Annotated in this window: 17 protein-coding genes; 5 read left to right on the top strand and 12 right to left on the bottom strand. The window is 67.7% G+C overall.

The genetic code is table 11. The annotated features are described in order from the left end of the window. Nucleotides 1-65: 65 nt before the first annotated feature. The 3 genes from ACX9NE_RS26210 to ACX9NE_RS26220 all read right to left on the bottom strand — a co-directional run bounded on the left by ACX9NE_RS26210 (nt 66) and on the right by ACX9NE_RS26220 (nt 4055). Nucleotides 66-488, bottom strand: coding sequence for a hypothetical protein (locus ACX9NE_RS26210; RefSeq protein WP_459364533.1), 423 nt, complete (start codon nt 486-488; stop codon nt 66-68). A 33-nt stretch (nt 489-521) separates the two neighbouring features. Then, the gene (locus ACX9NE_RS26215; protein WP_459364534.1) at nt 522-1943 is read right to left on the bottom strand and encodes a DUF7159 family protein; all 1422 of its coding nucleotides are present in this window, start codon (nt 1941-1943) and stop codon (nt 522-524) included. A 201-nt stretch (nt 1944-2144) separates the two neighbouring features. Further along, nucleotides 2145-4055 (bottom strand): Hsp70 family protein, encoded by a 1911-nt coding sequence (locus tag ACX9NE_RS26220; RefSeq protein WP_459364535.1) that lies wholly within the window; start codon nt 4053-4055, stop codon nt 2145-2147. A 192-nt stretch (nt 4056-4247) separates the two neighbouring features. On the opposite strand from ACX9NE_RS26220, the gene ACX9NE_RS26225 reads away from it, so the two are divergent. Further along, nucleotides 4248-4754, top strand: a complete 507-nt coding sequence (locus tag ACX9NE_RS26225; protein WP_459364536.1) for a nuclear transport factor 2 family protein — start codon at nt 4248-4250, stop codon at nt 4752-4754. Nucleotides 4755-4761: 7 nt separating this feature from the next. Here ACX9NE_RS26225 and ACX9NE_RS26230 read toward each other — a convergent pair whose 3' ends face one another. Together ACX9NE_RS26230 and ACX9NE_RS26235 are read right to left on the bottom strand one after the other, a co-directional pair. Continuing rightward, nucleotides 4762-5418: a L,D-transpeptidase family protein gene (locus ACX9NE_RS26230; protein WP_459364537.1), complete on the bottom strand. Its 657-nt coding sequence runs from the start codon at nt 5416-5418 to the stop codon at nt 4762-4764. 43 nt (nt 5419-5461) lie between these two features. Then, nucleotides 5462-6127 carry a phosphatase PAP2 family protein gene (locus ACX9NE_RS26235; protein WP_459364538.1) on the bottom strand — a complete coding sequence of 222 codons (666 nt, stop codon included), beginning with the start codon at nt 6125-6127 and terminating at the stop codon, nt 5462-5464. A gap of 58 nt (nt 6128-6185) precedes the next feature. On the opposite strand from ACX9NE_RS26235, the gene ACX9NE_RS26240 reads away from it, so the two are divergent. The 3 genes from ACX9NE_RS26240 to ACX9NE_RS26250 are packed head-to-tail and all read left to right on the top strand — an operon-like array spanning nt 6186 to nt 8768. Next, nucleotides 6186-6668, top strand: coding sequence for a hypothetical protein (locus ACX9NE_RS26240; RefSeq protein WP_459364539.1), 483 nt, complete (start codon nt 6186-6188; stop codon nt 6666-6668). Nucleotides 6669-6692: 24 nt separating this feature from the next. After that, nucleotides 6693-7361, top strand: coding sequence for a 5,6-dimethylbenzimidazole synthase (gene bluB / locus ACX9NE_RS26245; RefSeq protein ID WP_459364540.1), 669 nt, complete (start codon nt 6693-6695; stop codon nt 7359-7361). Between the two features lie 6 nt (nt 7362-7367). Next, nucleotides 7368-8768: a sulfatase family protein gene (locus ACX9NE_RS26250; protein ID WP_459364541.1), complete on the top strand. Its 1401-nt coding sequence runs from the start codon at nt 7368-7370 to the stop codon at nt 8766-8768. Here ACX9NE_RS26250 and ACX9NE_RS26255 read toward each other — a convergent pair. Beyond that, nucleotides 8757-9539 carry a trans-aconitate 2-methyltransferase gene (locus ACX9NE_RS26255; protein ID WP_459364542.1) on the bottom strand — a complete coding sequence of 261 codons (783 nt, stop codon included), beginning with the start codon at nt 9537-9539 and terminating at the stop codon, nt 8757-8759. The genes ACX9NE_RS26250 and ACX9NE_RS26255 overlap by 12 nt on opposite strands. 158 nt (nt 9540-9697) lie before the next feature. On the opposite strand from ACX9NE_RS26255, the gene ACX9NE_RS26260 reads away from it, so the two are divergent. Then, nucleotides 9698-10909 (top strand): alpha/beta hydrolase family protein, encoded by a 1212-nt coding sequence (locus ACX9NE_RS26260; RefSeq protein ID WP_459364543.1) that lies wholly within the window; start codon nt 9698-9700, stop codon nt 10907-10909. Here the strand turns inward: ACX9NE_RS26260 and eccE are convergent. The 6 genes from eccE to esxG form a co-directional block, all read right to left on the bottom strand. After that, on the bottom strand, nt 10896-11879 hold the full coding sequence (gene eccE, locus ACX9NE_RS26265; protein WP_459364575.1) for a type VII secretion protein EccE: 984 nt from the start codon (nt 11877-11879) through the stop codon (nt 10896-10898). The genes ACX9NE_RS26260 and eccE overlap by 14 nt on opposite strands. A gap of 8 nt (nt 11880-11887) precedes the next feature. Then, the gene (gene mycP / locus ACX9NE_RS26270) at nt 11888-13297 is read right to left on the bottom strand and encodes a type VII secretion-associated serine protease mycosin (RefSeq protein WP_459364544.1); all 1410 of its coding nucleotides are present in this window, start codon (nt 13295-13297) and stop codon (nt 11888-11890) included. Further along, on the bottom strand, nt 13294-14700 hold the full coding sequence (gene eccD, locus ACX9NE_RS26275) for a type VII secretion integral membrane protein EccD (protein ID WP_459364576.1): 1407 nt from the start codon (nt 14698-14700) through the stop codon (nt 13294-13296). Before eccD ends, mycP begins: the two co-directional genes overlap by 4 nt. 75 nt (nt 14701-14775) lie before the next feature. Continuing rightward, nucleotides 14776-15636, bottom strand: a complete 861-nt coding sequence (locus ACX9NE_RS26280) for an ESX secretion-associated protein EspG (RefSeq protein WP_459364545.1) — start codon at nt 15634-15636, stop codon at nt 14776-14778. An 11-nt stretch (nt 15637-15647) separates the two neighbouring features. Continuing rightward, nucleotides 15648-15938 carry a WXG100 family type VII secretion target gene (locus ACX9NE_RS26285; protein WP_055580201.1) on the bottom strand — a complete coding sequence of 97 codons (291 nt, stop codon included), beginning with the start codon at nt 15936-15938 and terminating at the stop codon, nt 15648-15650. Nucleotides 15939-15949: 11 nt separating this feature from the next. Beyond that, nucleotides 15950-16243, bottom strand: coding sequence for a type VII secretion system protein EsxG (gene esxG, locus ACX9NE_RS26290; protein ID WP_459364546.1), 294 nt, complete (start codon nt 16241-16243; stop codon nt 15950-15952). Nucleotides 16244-16314 lie beyond the last annotated feature (71 nt).

Consider the following 16314-nt stretch of genomic DNA (forward strand, 5'->3'; position numbering starts at 1 on the left):
CGCTCGCCGCGGCGCCAACTACCTTTCCGGCGGTGCGCCGCAGTTCAGCAAAACGGCCGCCGAGATTACGCGGTGTCGTCCGGGGAATCGCTTCTTGGACCGTCGGTAGGATCGTCCAGCACGCTGACGGCGATGCCGTAGGGCAGGAAGCGCACTTTGCGCTTGGGGTCGGTGTTGTTCTTGTGGGCGCGCAGCGCGTCGAGTTCGTTCGCGTACACCTGCTCAACCCGGGCACTGCCGTCGGCGTCCACCGTGTAGATGGCCCATACGCCGTCGCCCGCCTCGCCGGCGGTTTCCGGCTCGGGGCGGCTGCGGCGGGAAAGATCATCGAAGAGCAACGACCAACCTGACCGGCCGCCGGGCGAGCCGACAAACCTGCTGATCCGCTCGAACGCGTCGCGCAAGCCTTCGGTGCCCTCCCGGATCACCCGATCGAGATCCTCGGGATCGAACCCGAAGCCGCCGCCCGATCCACCTTTGTCGCTCATACTGCCCAGTCTGCGCTCAAGCCGGCCGATCCGCTACGGACCGGGCTCCGCGGGCGGGGGCGGCGGGGGTGGGGGGTTGATCGGGATCGGGATCGAGACGAACGGCAGGTGCAGATACATGGTCATGATCGGGGTCGGCGGTGCCGCGGGGGCCGGCGCGGCCGGCGGGGGCGCCGCCGGTGCCGGCGCCGGTGGGGGAGCCTGTTGCACCGGAGTCTGCACAGGTGGGGCCGCTTGCTGGGTCGGTTGCCGACGCGGCTGCGGCGCGAGGTACGCCGGGGCCTGTGCCGGCCGGGTCACCGTCTGCGGCGGTGCCTGCACCACGACCGGCGCCGGCGCCGGCGCCGGCGCGGGCGGGGCGGGCGGGGCGGCCACCTCCACCGAAGGAGTCGCCGGCGCCGCGCTGGGGACCGGCAACAACACCTGCGCCGGTAATTCCGTGGCGGGTGCCGCCTGCGCAGGCGTCTCGACCCTGTCGCGCGAATTGTTCTGCTGCGCCGCAGTCGGGCGCACGTCGGAAGCCAAAGATACGATCAGCACCCCGGCCACCACCGCGGCGACACCCGCGATAGCGCCGCCGACCAGGGCCAACGGCCTGCGCCCGGTATCAGTCAAAGATTGCACGGGGTTAGCGGCTTCATCGTCCACCGCGCTGTAGGCCAGCGACCCCTCGCCGACCCCGGCCATGGCGCAGACGTCGAGGTAACTCGGGGTGAGCGCACGGGGGTTCACCTCACCGGTGCCCGGATCCAGAGCGTAGGCCAGCGCGGACGTCGACGACGCGAACAACGGCGCATTCGCCGATGCCAGCGCGGCGCCACGGGCCAACGCCATCTCGGGTTCCTCCGGCGCGCTGACCACCAACGACGTCGCCGCCTCCAGCGCGGGCTTGATGCCAACGATGTCCACACCGCATCCGATGAGGAACACGCCCTGGGCGCGTGCACCCGGCGCGTCGAGGCCGGCGACCATCGTCACCAGTGCGGCGGTCAGGGATGCGTCCTGCACGGCCTGCCGATGCAGGTCGACGATCGAGCCGTCGGCCACCTCGACAACCGCCAGTGTCGCGTGGTCGGCTTCGACGAACAACATCGCGATGTGCTCGTAGTCCAGGGCGGAGCCCACCGTCTGCGCCAACGCGGCCGCGGCAAGTAGCGGCGACACCAGCATGACGCTGCCCACGTCGCGGGCGGCGAGTTCCAGGCGAAGCGCGGCAACCTCGGTGGGGTCCGTCCAGGTGACCCCGGTGGACGTGAGCTGGTATCCCCCCTCGGTCGCGCCCTCACGGGTACCGATCAGCGCTGCGATCACCTGATCGGTGGCCGCATCACCACCGTCATCGGCCGCGACTTCGATACTTTCTTCCTCGACGGTCGCGCCGTCGGCGCTTGTCCCCTCGATCAACACCATTCGGACTACCGAGGGCTCCATCGATACCCCAAGCACGATGTCCATAACCCCTCCAAGCCATGTGCGAGCTGGTCACGGGGTCTAGGCGACCGGCGCACTACGCGGGGGCCGCCATCGACATGATCTTCCGCCCCACTGCTGGAGCAACCGATTCAGCTGGCCTGTATGCAGTTTGCCAGCTCAAACCCTACTCGCGCACATGGAGGCAGGGAGCAATTCCTAGGAAGCTCAAATGAGGTCGCCGGTTCAGGGCCCGCCGGGTGAGGAGAAGGGGTTCTGCGGGTTCGCGTTCTGCGGCGCCTGGTTGGCCGGCGCCTGGTTGGCCGGCGCCTGGTTGGCCGGCACCTGGATCGGGATCGGAAGCGGGATCAGTGGGACGTGTAGCCACTGGGTGGTCATCTTCACCGACGGCGCGTCCGAGGTGGCCGGCGACTCCGCCGCACTCGGCGCCTCCGCCGCGCTCGGCGCCTCCGCCGGCTCGGTGGTCGACGGCGGCGCAGATGTCAGCGGAGTCGTGGTGACGGGCGGTCGTGTGGTGGTCACCGGAGCCGGGCGGGTCATCGTCGGCGTCGGGGGCGGGGGTGGCGGGGGCGGGGGCGTCTCGACGCTGGTGGGTGCCGCCGCACTCGGAGCCATCGCCTCACTCGGCGGCAGCGGGCTGGGCGCCGGCGGACCGGTCAAAATCGGGTCTGACAACGTGGCGCTGGGCGACACCCGCGGCGGTGCGACGGTGGGCACGATCGGGGCCGGACGCGGGGTGTGACGCGCTTCGACGGCGGTCAACGTGATCGCCACCCCGCCGACAGCAGTCATCGCCACCGCGGCACACACACCGATCAACACCTGCGACACCCGCATACGGCGGCGCGGCGCCTTGGGCGGGTCGATGATGTTGAGCCGCATGGAAAAGCACGGACCGTCTTCGTTGTAGGAGTCCCCCTGGAACCGGGTGGGCACCTCCGGGAATTCGGTCTGCGACCACGCCAGCTCACGGTCGGTCAAGGCGTCCTGATCGATCACCAGCACGTCCCCGGCCGGCAGATCGATCACCCCGGTAGGCGCGGCACCGGCCCCCTGGGAGACGCCGGCCATCAACCCGATCGAGGTCCTGGTCCGCAGGTCGACGAGTTCCTTGCGGGTCGCCAGCAGCAGGGCACCCTTCGCCGCTGCGGCGACCGGATCCGAGGCGGTCAGCACCGGCAACCGTGTATGGAACGAAAGTCGTTGACCGACAAGAGGAATGTTGGCGCCGCCGCCGACGGTGACGACCGCGGCAAGATCGGCGAAGCTCGAATTGTTGCGGGCCAGCATGTCGTCGAAGGCGTAGATGAAACCGGTCAACCGGTCGGCGATCAGGTCGTCGAACTTCTCGCGGGAAAACTCGATACCCGCGCTGGCACCCGAGAGCTCTACCGCCAGTTCCGTGACGGCATCGGTCGACAGCCGCTCCTTGGCCTCCCGGCACTGTTCTCGCAGCCGACTGAGTTGGCCCAGGGCGGTGGTGCTGGCCGCGTCGACGTCGCCGCGGCCGAGTTCGTCGATGACGTGTAGCAACAACGCCTGGTCGATCTGGTTACCCGAAAAATCCTCGTAACGCATTGTGGCGCTTACTGGTTCGAACTCTTCTTTGGTCTCGATCAGGGTGACGCAGGTACCGGAGCCGCCGAAGTCGACCAGCCCCACCATGCCGCCGGTGGGAACGCCCACCTCAGCGTTCACCGCCGTCAACGCCGCGATGGCGTCAGGCACCAGCCGCGGCGCCATCCCGCTGCGGACGAAACCGACGTGCGTTCGCAGGGCGTTGCGCAACGCCTGAACGGTGCCCGGTTTCCAGTGCGCGGGAACGGCGATCGCGATCTCCGATGAACTTGCGTCGGCGCCGGCGGCAACCACCATCGCATCCAGCGCCTCGACCGTCAGCAGATCGGGGTCGTGCGCGGATCCGTCCGGAGAGATCAGCGCCACGGAGTCGCCGATTCGTTCCACGAATGCACTCATCAGAGTGCCGGGCTCGGCCGAATTCTCGCCGAAAACACCAAATTTCGGGGCGCAGTGCGGATACAGGGTGAGCACGGCGCGACGGATGACCGGAGAACCTCCGCTCGCCGCCGCAACCAAGTTCATGGTCCCGATCGACAACCCCAGCGGGTCGTACATATAGCCATGCCTTCGTCGATAGGGGTCGGTAGCCAGCGTTAACCATAACCGCGGTGGTCGAATGTGGTTCAGCGGCAACCTCATTGGTATCCGGTCGATGCCGTGTCGTCACCGAAAAGGTATCGTCGCCAGCATTGACAAAGCGCTTCTGATCGCGTCCTATCCCCGCCCTGTAGCACCACGGCCGCCGCGATGTGCTGCAATGACCCGGTGAGCCTCTCCGAATACTCCGTGGCCGACATCGAAGCGATCAAGCAGGTCAAGTACCGCTACCTGCGCGCGATGGATACCAAGCACTGGGACGAATTCGCCGAGACGATGACCGAGGACATCGTCGGCGCCTACGGCTCCTCGCTGGGTAAGGAACTGCACTTCGACAACCGCAAGGACCTGGTGGAGTATCTGAGCTCAGCCATGGGCCCCGGTGTGGTCACCGAGCACCGGGTGACGCATCCGGAGATCACCGTCACCGGTGACACCGCTTCGGCCATCTGGTATCTGCAGGACCGGGTCATCGTGGCCGAGTTCAACTTCATGCTGATCGGCGCCGCCTTCTACCGCGACCAATACCGACGCACCCCGGACGGTTGGCGGATCAGCGCCACCGGCTACGACCGCACCTACGAAGCGACGATGTCGGTGGCCGACCTCAAGTTCAATGTCAGGCCTGGCCGCGCGCGGGCAGACGTCAGCGAGTAGCAACCGCTCACTTGGCGATCGCGATGACCGCCCCGGGCCGCAGCCACTTGATGATCGACACCAACGTGGCGTCGTCGATGGCAACACAGCCCTCGGTGGGCCCGCCGTCGGTGGTGTGAAAGAAGAACGCTGCACCGCCGCCGGGCACCTTGTTCTTGTTGACGCCCATCACCACCGCATGCTTGTACTGGGGGATCTGCAGGTTCTCGCTCTCAGCAGTATTGAAGGGACACTGGGCTTTCTGGCACACCTGCATGCTGTTGAAGGTGGGACTGTGATCGTCGCCGCTCCACCAGTGGTTGGGTCCGACCTGCGTATAGGGCAGTCCCCCACCGGGATTCGGCGCCGTCCCGAACGCCGAGTCCAGACTGTACACACCCATCGGAGTAGCCGGGTAGCCGCTCTTGGCCTGCGGGGCCATGCCCGCGGAGCCGACATGGGTGGGGATCCCGGTCTTCAACGGTTGCCAGCCGGCCGCGGTGCGCTGATAGATGTCCATCTTCGCGTTCGACCCACCGGTCGAAACCACCGAAACCACTTGCGTCGCATTGCCGACCGAGTTCGCAAACCACGGATTGCCGGCTGCCCCGGCAACCGGGGCGAACAGCCATGCCATGGCGAACGCACACACGGCAGCACAAAGCTGAGCTGGCAGTCGGCGCACCGTTCAATCGTCGGACCGCCCGCGGCTGAGGGTCAAGTAAAGGTTAAGACCCGGTTGGGTCACGGGGCAGTGACTCGGGCCGCAACACCCACAGTGACACCATGAAATACACGTACCCCAGCGCCCAGCCGGCGATCACGTCCGAGGGGTGGTGCACGTTGAGCGCGACTCGCGCTACGCCCACGGTGAAGATGCCGAGGGCGGCCAGCACTACGGCGGCGATCCGCGCCCGTTGGTTGTGCATCACCGGCAGCAGCAAGATCAGCAGCGCACACAGACTGCACGTCGCCTCGAGTGCGTGCCCGGACGGAAACGACGTCTCGGTCGCGTGCACCAGGGCGGTGGCCGGTCGCGGGCGCCCGGCCAGATCCTTGGCGATCAGCGTGATGAACCCGTTCAGTGGTCCGCAGACCATCAGCAGCAGGCCCATCCGCACCCGTCGTCGCACGAACGCGTACGCCATCGCTGCCAGACTCAACGACCGCAGTGGAATCGGGCCCAGCACGAAGGACACGACCACCCAGAACCGTACCCACCCCGCGTGCTTGATGCCGATGTCGTGCGCCGGGTTCAGCAGCGCCCAGTCGAGATCATGCAGCGGCTCCCAGTGCTGCCGGTGCCCCACCCACAGCACCGCGTAGAGCAGCAGGGCCGTTGCCACCAGCCAGACAGACCACGGCCGTCGAGCGGCGATTGGTGGGCCGGTCATCGGCTACATCGATACCAGCGTCGATGCATTGCCCGCCGAACCGCCCCATACTGGCGTCATGGCGGTGATTCTTCGTAGGTTGTTCGGCGTCGGCAAGTTGCCCGCGGATCTGCACGCTCAGGTGGAGGCGGAGGGCCTGATCCATCTCGCCGAGTTCGTCGCGGTCACCAGACGGTTCAGCGGTTCCATCCCGGGGCTGCGGTCCCAGGGCAGCATCGCCAGCTATGTGGGTTCACTGGCGCTTACTGAGCAGCGGGTGCTGGCGACGATGTCGGTGGTGCCCAAGCTGGCCGGGCGTGTCGTGGATGTGCGCTGGGACGAGGCCCAGGGCGGTGCGGCGACCGCAGAGATTTCCGCAACGGGATTGCAGGTCGATCTGGACACCGCCGCCGTGGACGAGAGGTTCCACGGTCATCTGTCCCTGCATTTCAAGGACACCATCGACGAGGATGTGCTGGCCCGCCTGCCGCGGCGATCGCTGGCGTTCGATGTGCCACCCGAGTACGTTTTCCGGGCGGTGGGCGTCTCTTACAGCCCATGAACGCCACGTTTCTACGATGACCGGGTGACCCACCACGGCTACACCGCGGCTGAGCGCCGCGCCGTCTACCGCGTGATCGCGGAGCGACGGGACATGCGCCGCTTCGTGCCGGGCGCCCGCGTGCCAGAGGAGGTGCTGACACGGCTACTACACGCCGCGCACGCCGCGCCCAGTGTGGGTCTGATGCAGCCCTGGCGCTTCATCCGCATCACCGACCAGAACCTTCGACGGGACATTCACGCGCTCGTCGACGCCGAGCGCGCGCTGACCGGGGCGGCTCTGGGCGCACGGGAGGCCGAATTTCTGGCACTGAAGGTCGAGGGCGTCCTGGAGTGTGCGGAGCTGTTGGTGGTGGCGCTGTGCGACGACCGGGAGCCTCATGTCTTCGGCCGGCGCACTCTGCCGCAGATGGATCTCGCCTCGGTGTCATGTGCCATCCAGAACTTGTGGTTGGCTGCGCGGTGCGAGGGTCTGGGCGTGGGCTGGGTGTCGCTGTTCGATCCGCATCGATTGGCGGCCCTGTTGGGAATGCCCGGCGGCGCCGAACCGGTCGCGATCTTGTGTGTGGGGCCGGTGCCCGATTTCCCGGACCGTCCGGCGCTGGAACTCGACGGTTGGACCTCGGCGCGGCCGTTGCCCGACTTCATCTCGGTGAACCAATGGAAGACTCTCGACAACGAAAGGACGGTGTGACCGACGGTGGGTGAGACGGGAGCGGCTGCCCAGAATGTCCTGCTTGTGCACTGGCACGATCTGGGGCGCTATCTCGGTGTCTACGGCCATCCGGACGTGTCAAGCCCGCGACTGGACCGCTTGGCCACCGAGGGTATCGTGTTCACCCGCGCGCACGCCACCGCGCCATTGTGCTCGCCCTCGCGAGGTTCGCTGTTCACCGGACGCTATCCGCAGAGCAACGGCCTGCTCGGGCTGGCCCACCACGGCTGGGAATATCGCAACGACGTCCGCACGCTGCCCCAGCTGCTGTCTGAATCGGGTTGGTATTCGGCTCTTTTCGGCATGCAACACGAGACGTCCTATCCCAGGCGGCTGGGCTTCGATGAGTTCGACGTGTCGAACTCGTACTGCGAATACGTGGTCGAGAAGGTCCGGGAATGGCTGCAGGACAGCCCCGCCGACCTGTCCGGGCAACCGTTCCTCCTGACCGCCGGGTTCTTCGAAACCCACCGGCCCTATCCACACGACCGCTACGAACCGGCCGACAGCGGCACCGTGCAGGTGCCGGACTATCTTCCCGACACCCCTGCGGTACGCGGTGACCTCGCCGACTTCTACGGTTCCATCACCACCGCGGACGCCGCAGTGGGCCAGATCCTGGACACGCTTTGCCAGACCGGACTGGACACCAGCACCTGGGTGGTGTTCTTCACCGATCACGGCCCGGCCTTCCCGCGGGCCAAGTCCACGCTGTACGACGCGGGGACCGGCATCGCACTGATCATCCGGCCCCCCACCGGTCTCGGTCTGGCGCCACGGGTCTACGACGAGTTGTTCAGCGGCGTCGACCTGTTGCCGACGTTGCTGGGTCTGCTGGGCCTTGACGTGCCGGCCGACATCGAGGGCGTCTCGCACGCAGACGCGCTGTTGGCACCAGAGGAGATCGCTCCGGTGCGCGACCACGTATACACGACGAAGACCTACCACGACTCCTTCGACCCCATCCGGGCGATCCGCACCAAGGACTACAGCTACATCGAGAACTACGTGCCACGTCCGCTGCTGGACCTGCCCTGGGACATCGAGGAAAGCCCTTCCGGACTGGCCGTAGCGCCGTTCGCCACGGCACCCCGGCCGCAACGCGAACTCTACGATCTGCGCGCTGACCCGACGGAGACCACGAATCTACTGATCGGTGACTCCACCGGAGAATCCGATGCCGTCGCGGCGGATCTCGCGGTGCGCCTGCATGATTGGCGCCAGCGTACCGGAGACGTCATCCCTTCGGAATTCGCCGGCACCCGTATCTCGTTGCGCTACACCGAAACCTATCTGCAGATCCATCGGTCGACACCGACCAGCCGCTCGGCGATCGCGGTGGACCGCGGTGTCGAAGAGGAGATCGAACCCGGCTTAACCAGCTGAGCGGCGCCCGCCCACCTGCGCCACGACGAACAACCGCCGGAACGGGAAAATGGTGGTGCCGTCGGCACGTGGCGGGTAGGCGTCGTCCAGCAGCGGGATCAGCTCCCGGCGGAACTGAGCGAAGCCGTCGTCCTCCAAGCGCTCGCGCACCGGCACCAGCGCGGTGCCGGTGATCCATTCCAGCACCGGGTGCTCGCCGGTCAGCTGGTGCAGATAGGTGGTCTCCCATGCGTCGACCCGGCAGCCGGCGTCCATCAGCAGGTCTGCGTAATGGGCGGGCGGATGCACCGCGGCGCCCACCCGAAATGGTATGTCGCGCATGATCTTTGCATAGGGTTCCCGACGCGCCAGCGCCCGGACCGCGGCATGCGACGGTGTGTCGAAGTTGCCCGGGATCTGCACGGCGATCCAGGATCCGTTGGGAAGTTGACCGACCCACTTGAGCAGCAGGTCGGAATGCTCGGGCACCCAGTGCAGGGCCGCATTGCTGACCACCACGTCGGTGTCCGGCCGGGGCTTCCAGTTGCGCAGGTCGCCGGTGACGGCGTCGATCCCGCGTTCGCGGGCCGCCGCGACCATCTCGGGTGAGCTGTCGATGGCCTCGATCACCGCTTCCGGCCAGCGCTTGGCCAGGTACCGGGTCAAGTGGCCGGGCCCGCAACCCAGATCGACCACCCGGCGTGCCCGTTCGGCACCGACCCGCGACAACAGGTCATAGAACGGACGGCTGCGATGATCGGCAAAAGCCAGGTAGACGTCGGGATCCCACATATCGGTCCTCCTGATCGGTACCGGCCATGTTCGAGGGTGTCACCAACTAAACCGTATTACCGGACGGCCTCGTAATGTGCGTCCGCGGGGTGGAAAATATTGACGAGCCTGTCGAAACTCGCGGCATTCGTCACAATCAGCGGGTTACGATCACCGTGATGTCTGAATTTTCGGACCTTTCGGACACCGATCCGATCAGTCCTCCGCTGCCGATTCCCGACGTACCCGGCGGCGACGTCGGCGTCGAGGGGCTGCCCGCCCACTCCGCGCTGTCACCGCGGCAGCGCCTGGTGGTGCAAGCCTCCGCGATCAGCGATGTCGCACTGCGCACCACCGCATCGGCCCTGCTGGCCACGACGGTGGCCCCGGTGGTGGTCGGCGCCAATCTGCGCAGGGGCGATTCCGGCAGCGAGCGCGACAAGCTGAAGTTCTATGCCGAACTCGGTGCCGAGCGTGATCCTCTCGTGTCGTTTCCGGCGCCCCCGGAGCCGCCGAAAGATGTGTCCCGCCATGCCAGTCCGCTCGCCCAGCGGGTGGCGCTGGCGACCATTGACAACATCGCCTTCCCCAGCAGCTTCCGCGCCGTCAATCCCGCCATGCGCAGGCGGTGGAGTGCGCTGACCACCAACAACGTCGTGCGAGCCCAACATTGGCGACACGACGACGGCCCGCGACCGACGCTGTGCGTAATCCACGGCTTCATGGGCTCCTCCTATCTGTTCAACGGTTTGTTCTTCTCGTTGCCGTGGTACTTCCGCTCGGGCTACGACGTGCTGTTGTACACGTTGCCGTTTCACGGCAAGCGGGCCGAAAGATGGTCGCCATTCAGCGGTTTCGGATTCTTCTCCAGCGGGCTGAGCGGGTTTGCCGAGGCGATGGCCCAGGCCGTGCACGATTTCCGCTCCGTGGTGGACTATCTGCAGAGCACCGGCGTGGAACGGATTGCGCTGACCGGTCTTTCGCTCGGCGGGTACACCTCGGCCCTGATCGCGTCGGTCGATGACCGGCTCGAAGCCGTCATTCCCAACTGTCCGGTCATCACCCCCGGCGACCTGTTCGACGAGTGGTTCCCGGCGAACACACTCATCAAGTTCGGCCGCTGGTTGACCAGTATCAGCGACGAGGAGCTGCGGGCCGCGCTGGCCTACCACGGGCCGCTGAATTACCAGCCCCTGCTGTCCCAGGATCGCCGGATGATCATCACCGGGCTGGGCGATCGGATGGCGCCGCCGGAGCATGCGGTAGCCCTGTGGGAGCACTGGGACCGGTGCGCGCTGCACTGGTTTCCCGGCAGCCACGTGCTGCATGTGAGCCAGCTGGACTACCTGCGGCGGATGACACCGTTCCTGCATCGGTTCATGTACGACTGAGGGCCTCTGACGGGCCTTGCGCAGTCGGCCAGTCCAGCCGCTCGAGCAGGCCGGCAGCAGCCTCGGCATGCCCGGCCAGGCGGCGGGTCGACAGCGGATCGAGGGCCTGCAGCGCCGGGCGCTGATTTCCCCGTTCCAGAGTCAGGCCGGCCACCGGCGCGACGCTGCCCGGCGCGGCGTCGGTCCGCAACGCGCAGGCCGCGGCAACGGTCAGACGGGCTCCCGAGCCCGCGATCTCCAGCGCCGTCCAGGTCTCGCGTGCCTGTTGCGCGCGCACCGCGGCGAGGGTTTCCGGTAGCCCGGAATCGGACCTGATGTGGTATGCCGCAACATAATCCGAGCTACCTAGCTGCACCGCGCGCCACGTTTCGCGGCCGGTCTTGTCGGACTCGAGCGCCAGAACCTCCGGAACATCCTCGGCGGCAACAGTATTGGTGTCGAAGCCGATCTCCCGCAGGTGATCGGCGAGCCGGCGGGCGGCGACCTCTGCCGTCTCGCGCAACGGGATCCGGGCCGAGCGGGCCTGCAGCGCGGCCAGGTTGTCGACGGCCGACACCGTCAGACCGATCCAGGTGTCGGTTGCCCCGGATGCGGTGTCGCGACTGGTGATTCGCACACTATCGGCCCGGATCCCGTAGCAGTTCAGGTATCGCGCGATCAGCGGCAACGGCGGTGCCCCGGTGGCCGACGACGCCGGCCCCAGCCGCAGCAGAGCGGTGGTTCGGGTGTTGGCGTCCGGCTCGGCCACCGGGCGTCCGCCCCGGCGGAGGATGGCCAGCCGCCGCTGCAGAATCGTGGTGAAGTACAGACCCCGCCACCAGCCGAACAGCAGGAGCACCGCGACGGCGGCGATGCCGAGCAGCCAGTAGGCGCGGGTCGACTGCCACGGATAGGCCATCGCGGCCGGCACCAGAGCCAGTAGCGCCAGGGTGATCCGTGCGACCCCCGGTTTCGGAATCGATCCCAGCATCGAACGGCTCACGGGGTGGGCTCCTTCCGGCGGCGCGCAACCGCCACCGTCGTTGCGGTGATGACGACAAACAATGCCAGCACACCGGCTCCGGTCAGAGCGACGTCGCGCGGCTTGGTGTCCTCGGGCGCCGGTGCCGGCGGAACGGTGACCGGCTTCACCGACGGCGCGACCGGCGCGCCACCGGCGGGGGGCAGTTGCCAGGTCAATGCCGCGACGGCGTCGACGGTGCCCGCTCCCACCACGTTGGACGGATCGCGTGGACCGTTCTGCGCGGTGGCGGTGAGTCGGCGCACCACCTCCGCGGCCGGCAGGTCCGGGTACTTGGCGCGTACCAGCGCCGCCACCCCGGAGACGTAACCGGCGGCATAGCTGGTCCCGCTGAGCGGGATCAGCTGCTGGTGATCGTCGGGCAAGCCGTTGGCCAGGCCGCCGCCGTCGGCGTTGCTCACCGAAGCGATGTTCTCGCCGGGCGCCGCGATGCCCACCCACGGACCGGCCATGGTGAACTTCGACGGCCGGCCTTCTGACGACACGGAGGCCACCGACAGCACGTAGGGCTGCCACCAGGACGGGACCGACACCGACGTGACACCACTCCAGTTGCGCGGATCGGACGGGCGGCTCAGGTCGGTGAGCGGGTTGGAGTCACACGATGCGCCGCCGGCCACCGACCCGGTCGCGCCACTGTTGCCCGCGGCGGCGACGATCACCACGTCCTTGTCCACCGCGGCATACCTCATCGCCGCGCCCAGTGCGGCCTGGTCGACGCTGCGGTCGGCCGGCAGGCAGGTGATCGCCGAGATGTTGATCACCCGCGCCCCGCGATCGGCCGCGTGCACGACGGCCCGGGCGAGCGCCTCGATGTCGACGGCGGCCCGCGCCAGCGTCGGGTCGCCGCCCGGGCTGCGCGGCGAATACTTGGCCGAGGTCACCCGCAGCGACAGCAACCTCGCGGCGGGCGCGACCCCGGAGAATCCGTCGTCTCCGGGCTGCCCGGCGACGACTCCGGCCACCAGGGTGCCGTGCCCGTCGCAGTCGGTCAGCCCGTCGGTGGACTCTACGAAGTCACCGCCGGCATCGACGTTGTTCAACCGCGGGCCCGGCCGCACCCCGGTGTCGATTATCGCCACCAGCTGGCCCTCACCGCGGGAAAATTGCCATGCCGCAGGGAGATTCAACATGGACTGGCTCGCTGTCGGGACGCCCGCGTCGCTGCCCGCAATCACTCCCGCGACACTGCACGGGCTGCGCTGCTCCATCGCCTGCACGGGTCCCGGCGTGCCGCCGGGCGGTTGCGCCGCGGCGTCCACCACCGGCGGGCTGATCGCCGCCGCAGGCGGCGACGCCATCATCGCCGGAGCCTGCAGCAGCGCCAGAAACGCTGCGCAGCAACCCACTCCAGCAGCGCGTCTCATCGATTGAGCACCCACGCGAACAGGCCGACCAGCAAGGCCATCACCGGGATCAGCGATGCATCCAGACCGGCTGCGGCGAAGCCGAGCAACCGGCGCAGTGGCAGTGAGTAGCTGTCCGGCGCGGCGATCGACGGGTTCAGCGCTACCACGATCCAGGCCACTACGAGCACCGCCAGCACCAGCACCGCGCCGAAGGCGGCGGCAAACCGTCCGGTGGCCGTATAGAACACCAGCAGCACTCCGGCCACCAGGAACGGCTGGGCCAGCAGCCAGGCCTTGCATGCGGCCGAATCCCATACCCGTGCCCGCAGCGTGGCCGCTGCCGACACCGCTACAACCACGTACCAGCCGGCGACGCCCAAGGTCTCCGGCCGCACTGCGATGGCCACCGATCCCAGAACACTGAGCAGCACGGAGGCGGCGATGAACCCGTTCTGGTGGGCGTCGCTGACGCGCACCCGGCGCGGTAGATCCTCAAGTACCCGCAAAGACGGCGCGGACGGGGTGGGATCCCCCGGTGCGGGAATGACGGGCAGCGGGAACCGCGCCCACAACGCCGACAGTTGAGGCGCTTGAATGGTGATCAACAGCGCGGCAACGATCAGCCCGCAGCCCACAACCAACAACGCCGGCCGCCACAGCAATTCCGCGCCGGCCGCCAGCGCGACGGTCAGCCCCAGCACCGCCGAAGCGGTGAAGAAACCGACCGCGCGTTCCCGTTCGGCGCTGGGAACGATCAACGAGATCAGTGACCACGCGGCGACACCGGCCGCGGCCAGCAGCACCTGCGCGGCCCCGAACCTGCCGGGCACCCCCAGCGTCAGGGCCGCCGCGATCGGCACCAGCGCGGTGACCGACAAGGCGATCCCGGTGCGCGGGGACCGGAGGCTGCTCAACAGCGCGGCGATCGCGACCACGGCCGCCAGCGCACTGACAGCGACCAGTCCGGCCATCGCGCCGGTGGCAACCCGGTGAGCGACCGCCAACCCGCTCGCCACCAGCACCACACCGATCGCGGCGGCCACCGCGCCACGCTGAATGTGCTTGCTGCCCCAAGGATTACGCCGCGACGACGAGAAGATCATCGCGGCGTCGGCGATGTCCTCCACGATGCCGGGGGCGGCGGGGCCCGTCGGCACCGGCTGCAGTGCGAGCAGGTCTCCGTCGACCACACCGACGGTGTCCAGGCTGGCATCCAGGCTGAACGGCGCTCCGCCGATCGGCGCCAGGCTCAGGTAGGCGGCGGCATCGAGTGCGCTTGCGTCACCGTGCTCACCGTTGCGGGTCGCGGGAATCAACAGACGCTGTACCGCAGGCAGGATTTCACGCAGCGGCAACTCGGCGGGCAATGCCATCTCCGTCAACCGGCTGTCCGCGAGTATGGCGACGCGGACGATCGGCATGACGGTACCGGACGTCACTGAACCCACCAAATTTGGTGGGGCCGTTGCTGAAACATCGTGCTCTCTTTCTGCTTGCTAGGCACTCTGGGTGGAGAAGTCTCGCGACAACCGGTGACCGGGGAACCAGTCCCCGTCCGGCAAGAAGGACGTGAGTCGTTCGATAGCGACGGCTGTGGCGAACGATGTGCCGGGACTGAACGTCGACACCCATTCGCCGTCGAAGGCCCGGGAGGGGCTGACCAGCACCCGTCCCGCGGTGGTGTCGACGATGCTGAGCCCGACCTCGGTGGTGGTGTATGTGCCTTCGCGATTGCATCCGGCGACGATCTCGACGTAACTGCGCGGGCCGGAGAACACCGATTCGACCACCGGACGCGCCGAAGCCGGCATGCCCAGGTATTCAAGAACTTCGGCGAGTGGCGCGCCGGACCGCAGTCGCTCATCGGCCCGGGCGCCCACCCGGGTCGGCATGCTGAACTCCTGGAATCGGGCCGGCGGCCGTTGCATCAGGCCCACGCCCAGCACCGGAACCAGCGCGCGCGGATCGTCGATGTCCATCGCGGTGAACGTCACCAGTTGGGCGCTGCGCAGCGCGACCACGGTCGCACCGGCCCGCCGCGCCACGACGCCGCGCAACATGTCGCCGGCGTCTGCTCCCGACCCGGGGCCCAGGTAACGCAGGTCGAGCCAACGCTCCGGGAAGCACACCACTTTGATCCAGTCGGCGATCGCCGGATCGACCGCCCCGTCGGAGCCCATCACACCCATGCTGGTCAGCTCATCCGTCTGACGTTCGACGAACGCACTGCGTTGCGCGGCATCGCTATAGGGCATGGTGATGGCGAGCACCCATGGGAAGTTGCCCGCCCCAACCATTTCCGCGATGAACCACGCCTGATCAACCGTCAGCTCAACGGCATTGGGCGAAGCGTTCATCTATCCGGGGGCTAGCCGCCCCACTTGGCGGCTTCGGCCGCGTCGCGGGCCATCATCGACATCGTGTTGGCTTCGTGGGTGCTGGCCATCGCCTGGTAGGCGCGCACCAGATCCTCCATCGCCTGATTCCACTGCACCTGCCAGGCTTGGTAGGTGACCCCCGTGTCACCCTGCCAGGCGTTCTGCAGGGCGGCCTGCTCGGCCGAGATGTCGGCGCCCAGGCCCTGCAACGTGCCCGCGTAACCCGACATGTCCCCGGCGTGGGCGAGCATGGCCGGGTAGTTGTACATGATTTGCGACATGACGATTCCTCTCAGAAGCTGGTGTAGGACGAGGCGGCCGCGGCGTCGGCTGCCACGTACGTGCCGGCAGCCTCGCCGAGGTTGGCCTGCGCGATGTCCAACAGCGTGTTCACCCGGGCCGCCACCTCGACGAAACGGGCGTGTGCGGCCTGAAACGCCGCGGAGGACTCACCCTGGTGAAACGCCTGCGCCGACATGGCAGCCTGCTCGGCCTGACCGATGGTGTGCCGCATCAGCCCCGCCTTGGCGGCGAACGCCGACTGCGAGGACACCAACTGCGGAATATGAGCGTCCAACAAACTCATGACTTTTCCTCTCCTGGATGTGCATCAAAACGTGTTGCCCGACAGATCATTTCGCTGACTGCGCTCCCCTT

The organism is Mycobacterium sp. ML4 (assembly GCF_054515735.1).

What these genes read in the sequence shown, in the direction of transcription:
- ACX9NE_RS26210 (WP_459364533.1), bottom strand. Translation starts at nt 488, where the DNA reads ATGAGCGACAAAGGTGGATCGGGCGGCGGCTTCGGGTTCGATCCCGAG.
- ACX9NE_RS26215 (WP_459364534.1), bottom strand. Translation starts at nt 1,943, where the DNA reads ATGGACATCGTGCTTGGGGTATCGATGGAGCCCTCGGTAGTCCGAATG.
- ACX9NE_RS26220 (WP_459364535.1), bottom strand. Translation starts at nt 4,055, where the DNA reads ATGTACGACCCGCTGGGGTTGTCGATCGGGACCATGAACTTGGTTGCG.
- ACX9NE_RS26225 (WP_459364536.1), top strand. Translation starts at nt 4,248, where the DNA reads ATGTGCTGCAATGACCCGGTGAGCCTCTCCGAATACTCCGTGGCCGAC.
- ACX9NE_RS26235 (WP_459364538.1), bottom strand. Translation starts at nt 6,127, where the DNA reads ATGACCGGCCCACCAATCGCCGCTCGACGGCCGTGGTCTGTCTGGCTG.
- ACX9NE_RS26240 (WP_459364539.1), top strand. Translation starts at nt 6,186, where the DNA reads ATGGCGGTGATTCTTCGTAGGTTGTTCGGCGTCGGCAAGTTGCCCGCG.
- ACX9NE_RS26255 (WP_459364542.1), bottom strand. Translation starts at nt 9,539, where the DNA reads ATGTGGGATCCCGACGTCTACCTGGCTTTTGCCGATCATCGCAGCCGT.
- ACX9NE_RS26260 (WP_459364543.1), top strand. Translation starts at nt 9,698, where the DNA reads ATGTCTGAATTTTCGGACCTTTCGGACACCGATCCGATCAGTCCTCCG.
- eccE (WP_459364575.1), bottom strand. Translation starts at nt 11,879, where the DNA reads ATGCTGGGATCGATTCCGAAACCGGGGGTCGCACGGATCACCCTGGCG.
- mycP (WP_459364544.1), bottom strand. Translation starts at nt 13,297, where the DNA reads ATGAGACGCGCTGCTGGAGTGGGTTGCTGCGCAGCGTTTCTGGCGCTG.
- eccD (WP_459364576.1), bottom strand. Translation starts at nt 14,700, where the DNA reads ATGCCGATCGTCCGCGTCGCCATACTCGCGGACAGCCGGTTGACGGAG.
- ACX9NE_RS26280 (WP_459364545.1), bottom strand. Translation starts at nt 15,636, where the DNA reads ATGAACGCTTCGCCCAATGCCGTTGAGCTGACGGTTGATCAGGCGTGG.
- ACX9NE_RS26285 (WP_055580201.1), bottom strand. Translation starts at nt 15,938, where the DNA reads ATGTCGCAAATCATGTACAACTACCCGGCCATGCTCGCCCACGCCGGG.
- esxG (WP_459364546.1), bottom strand. Translation starts at nt 16,243, where the DNA reads ATGAGTTTGTTGGACGCTCATATTCCGCAGTTGGTGTCCTCGCAGTCG.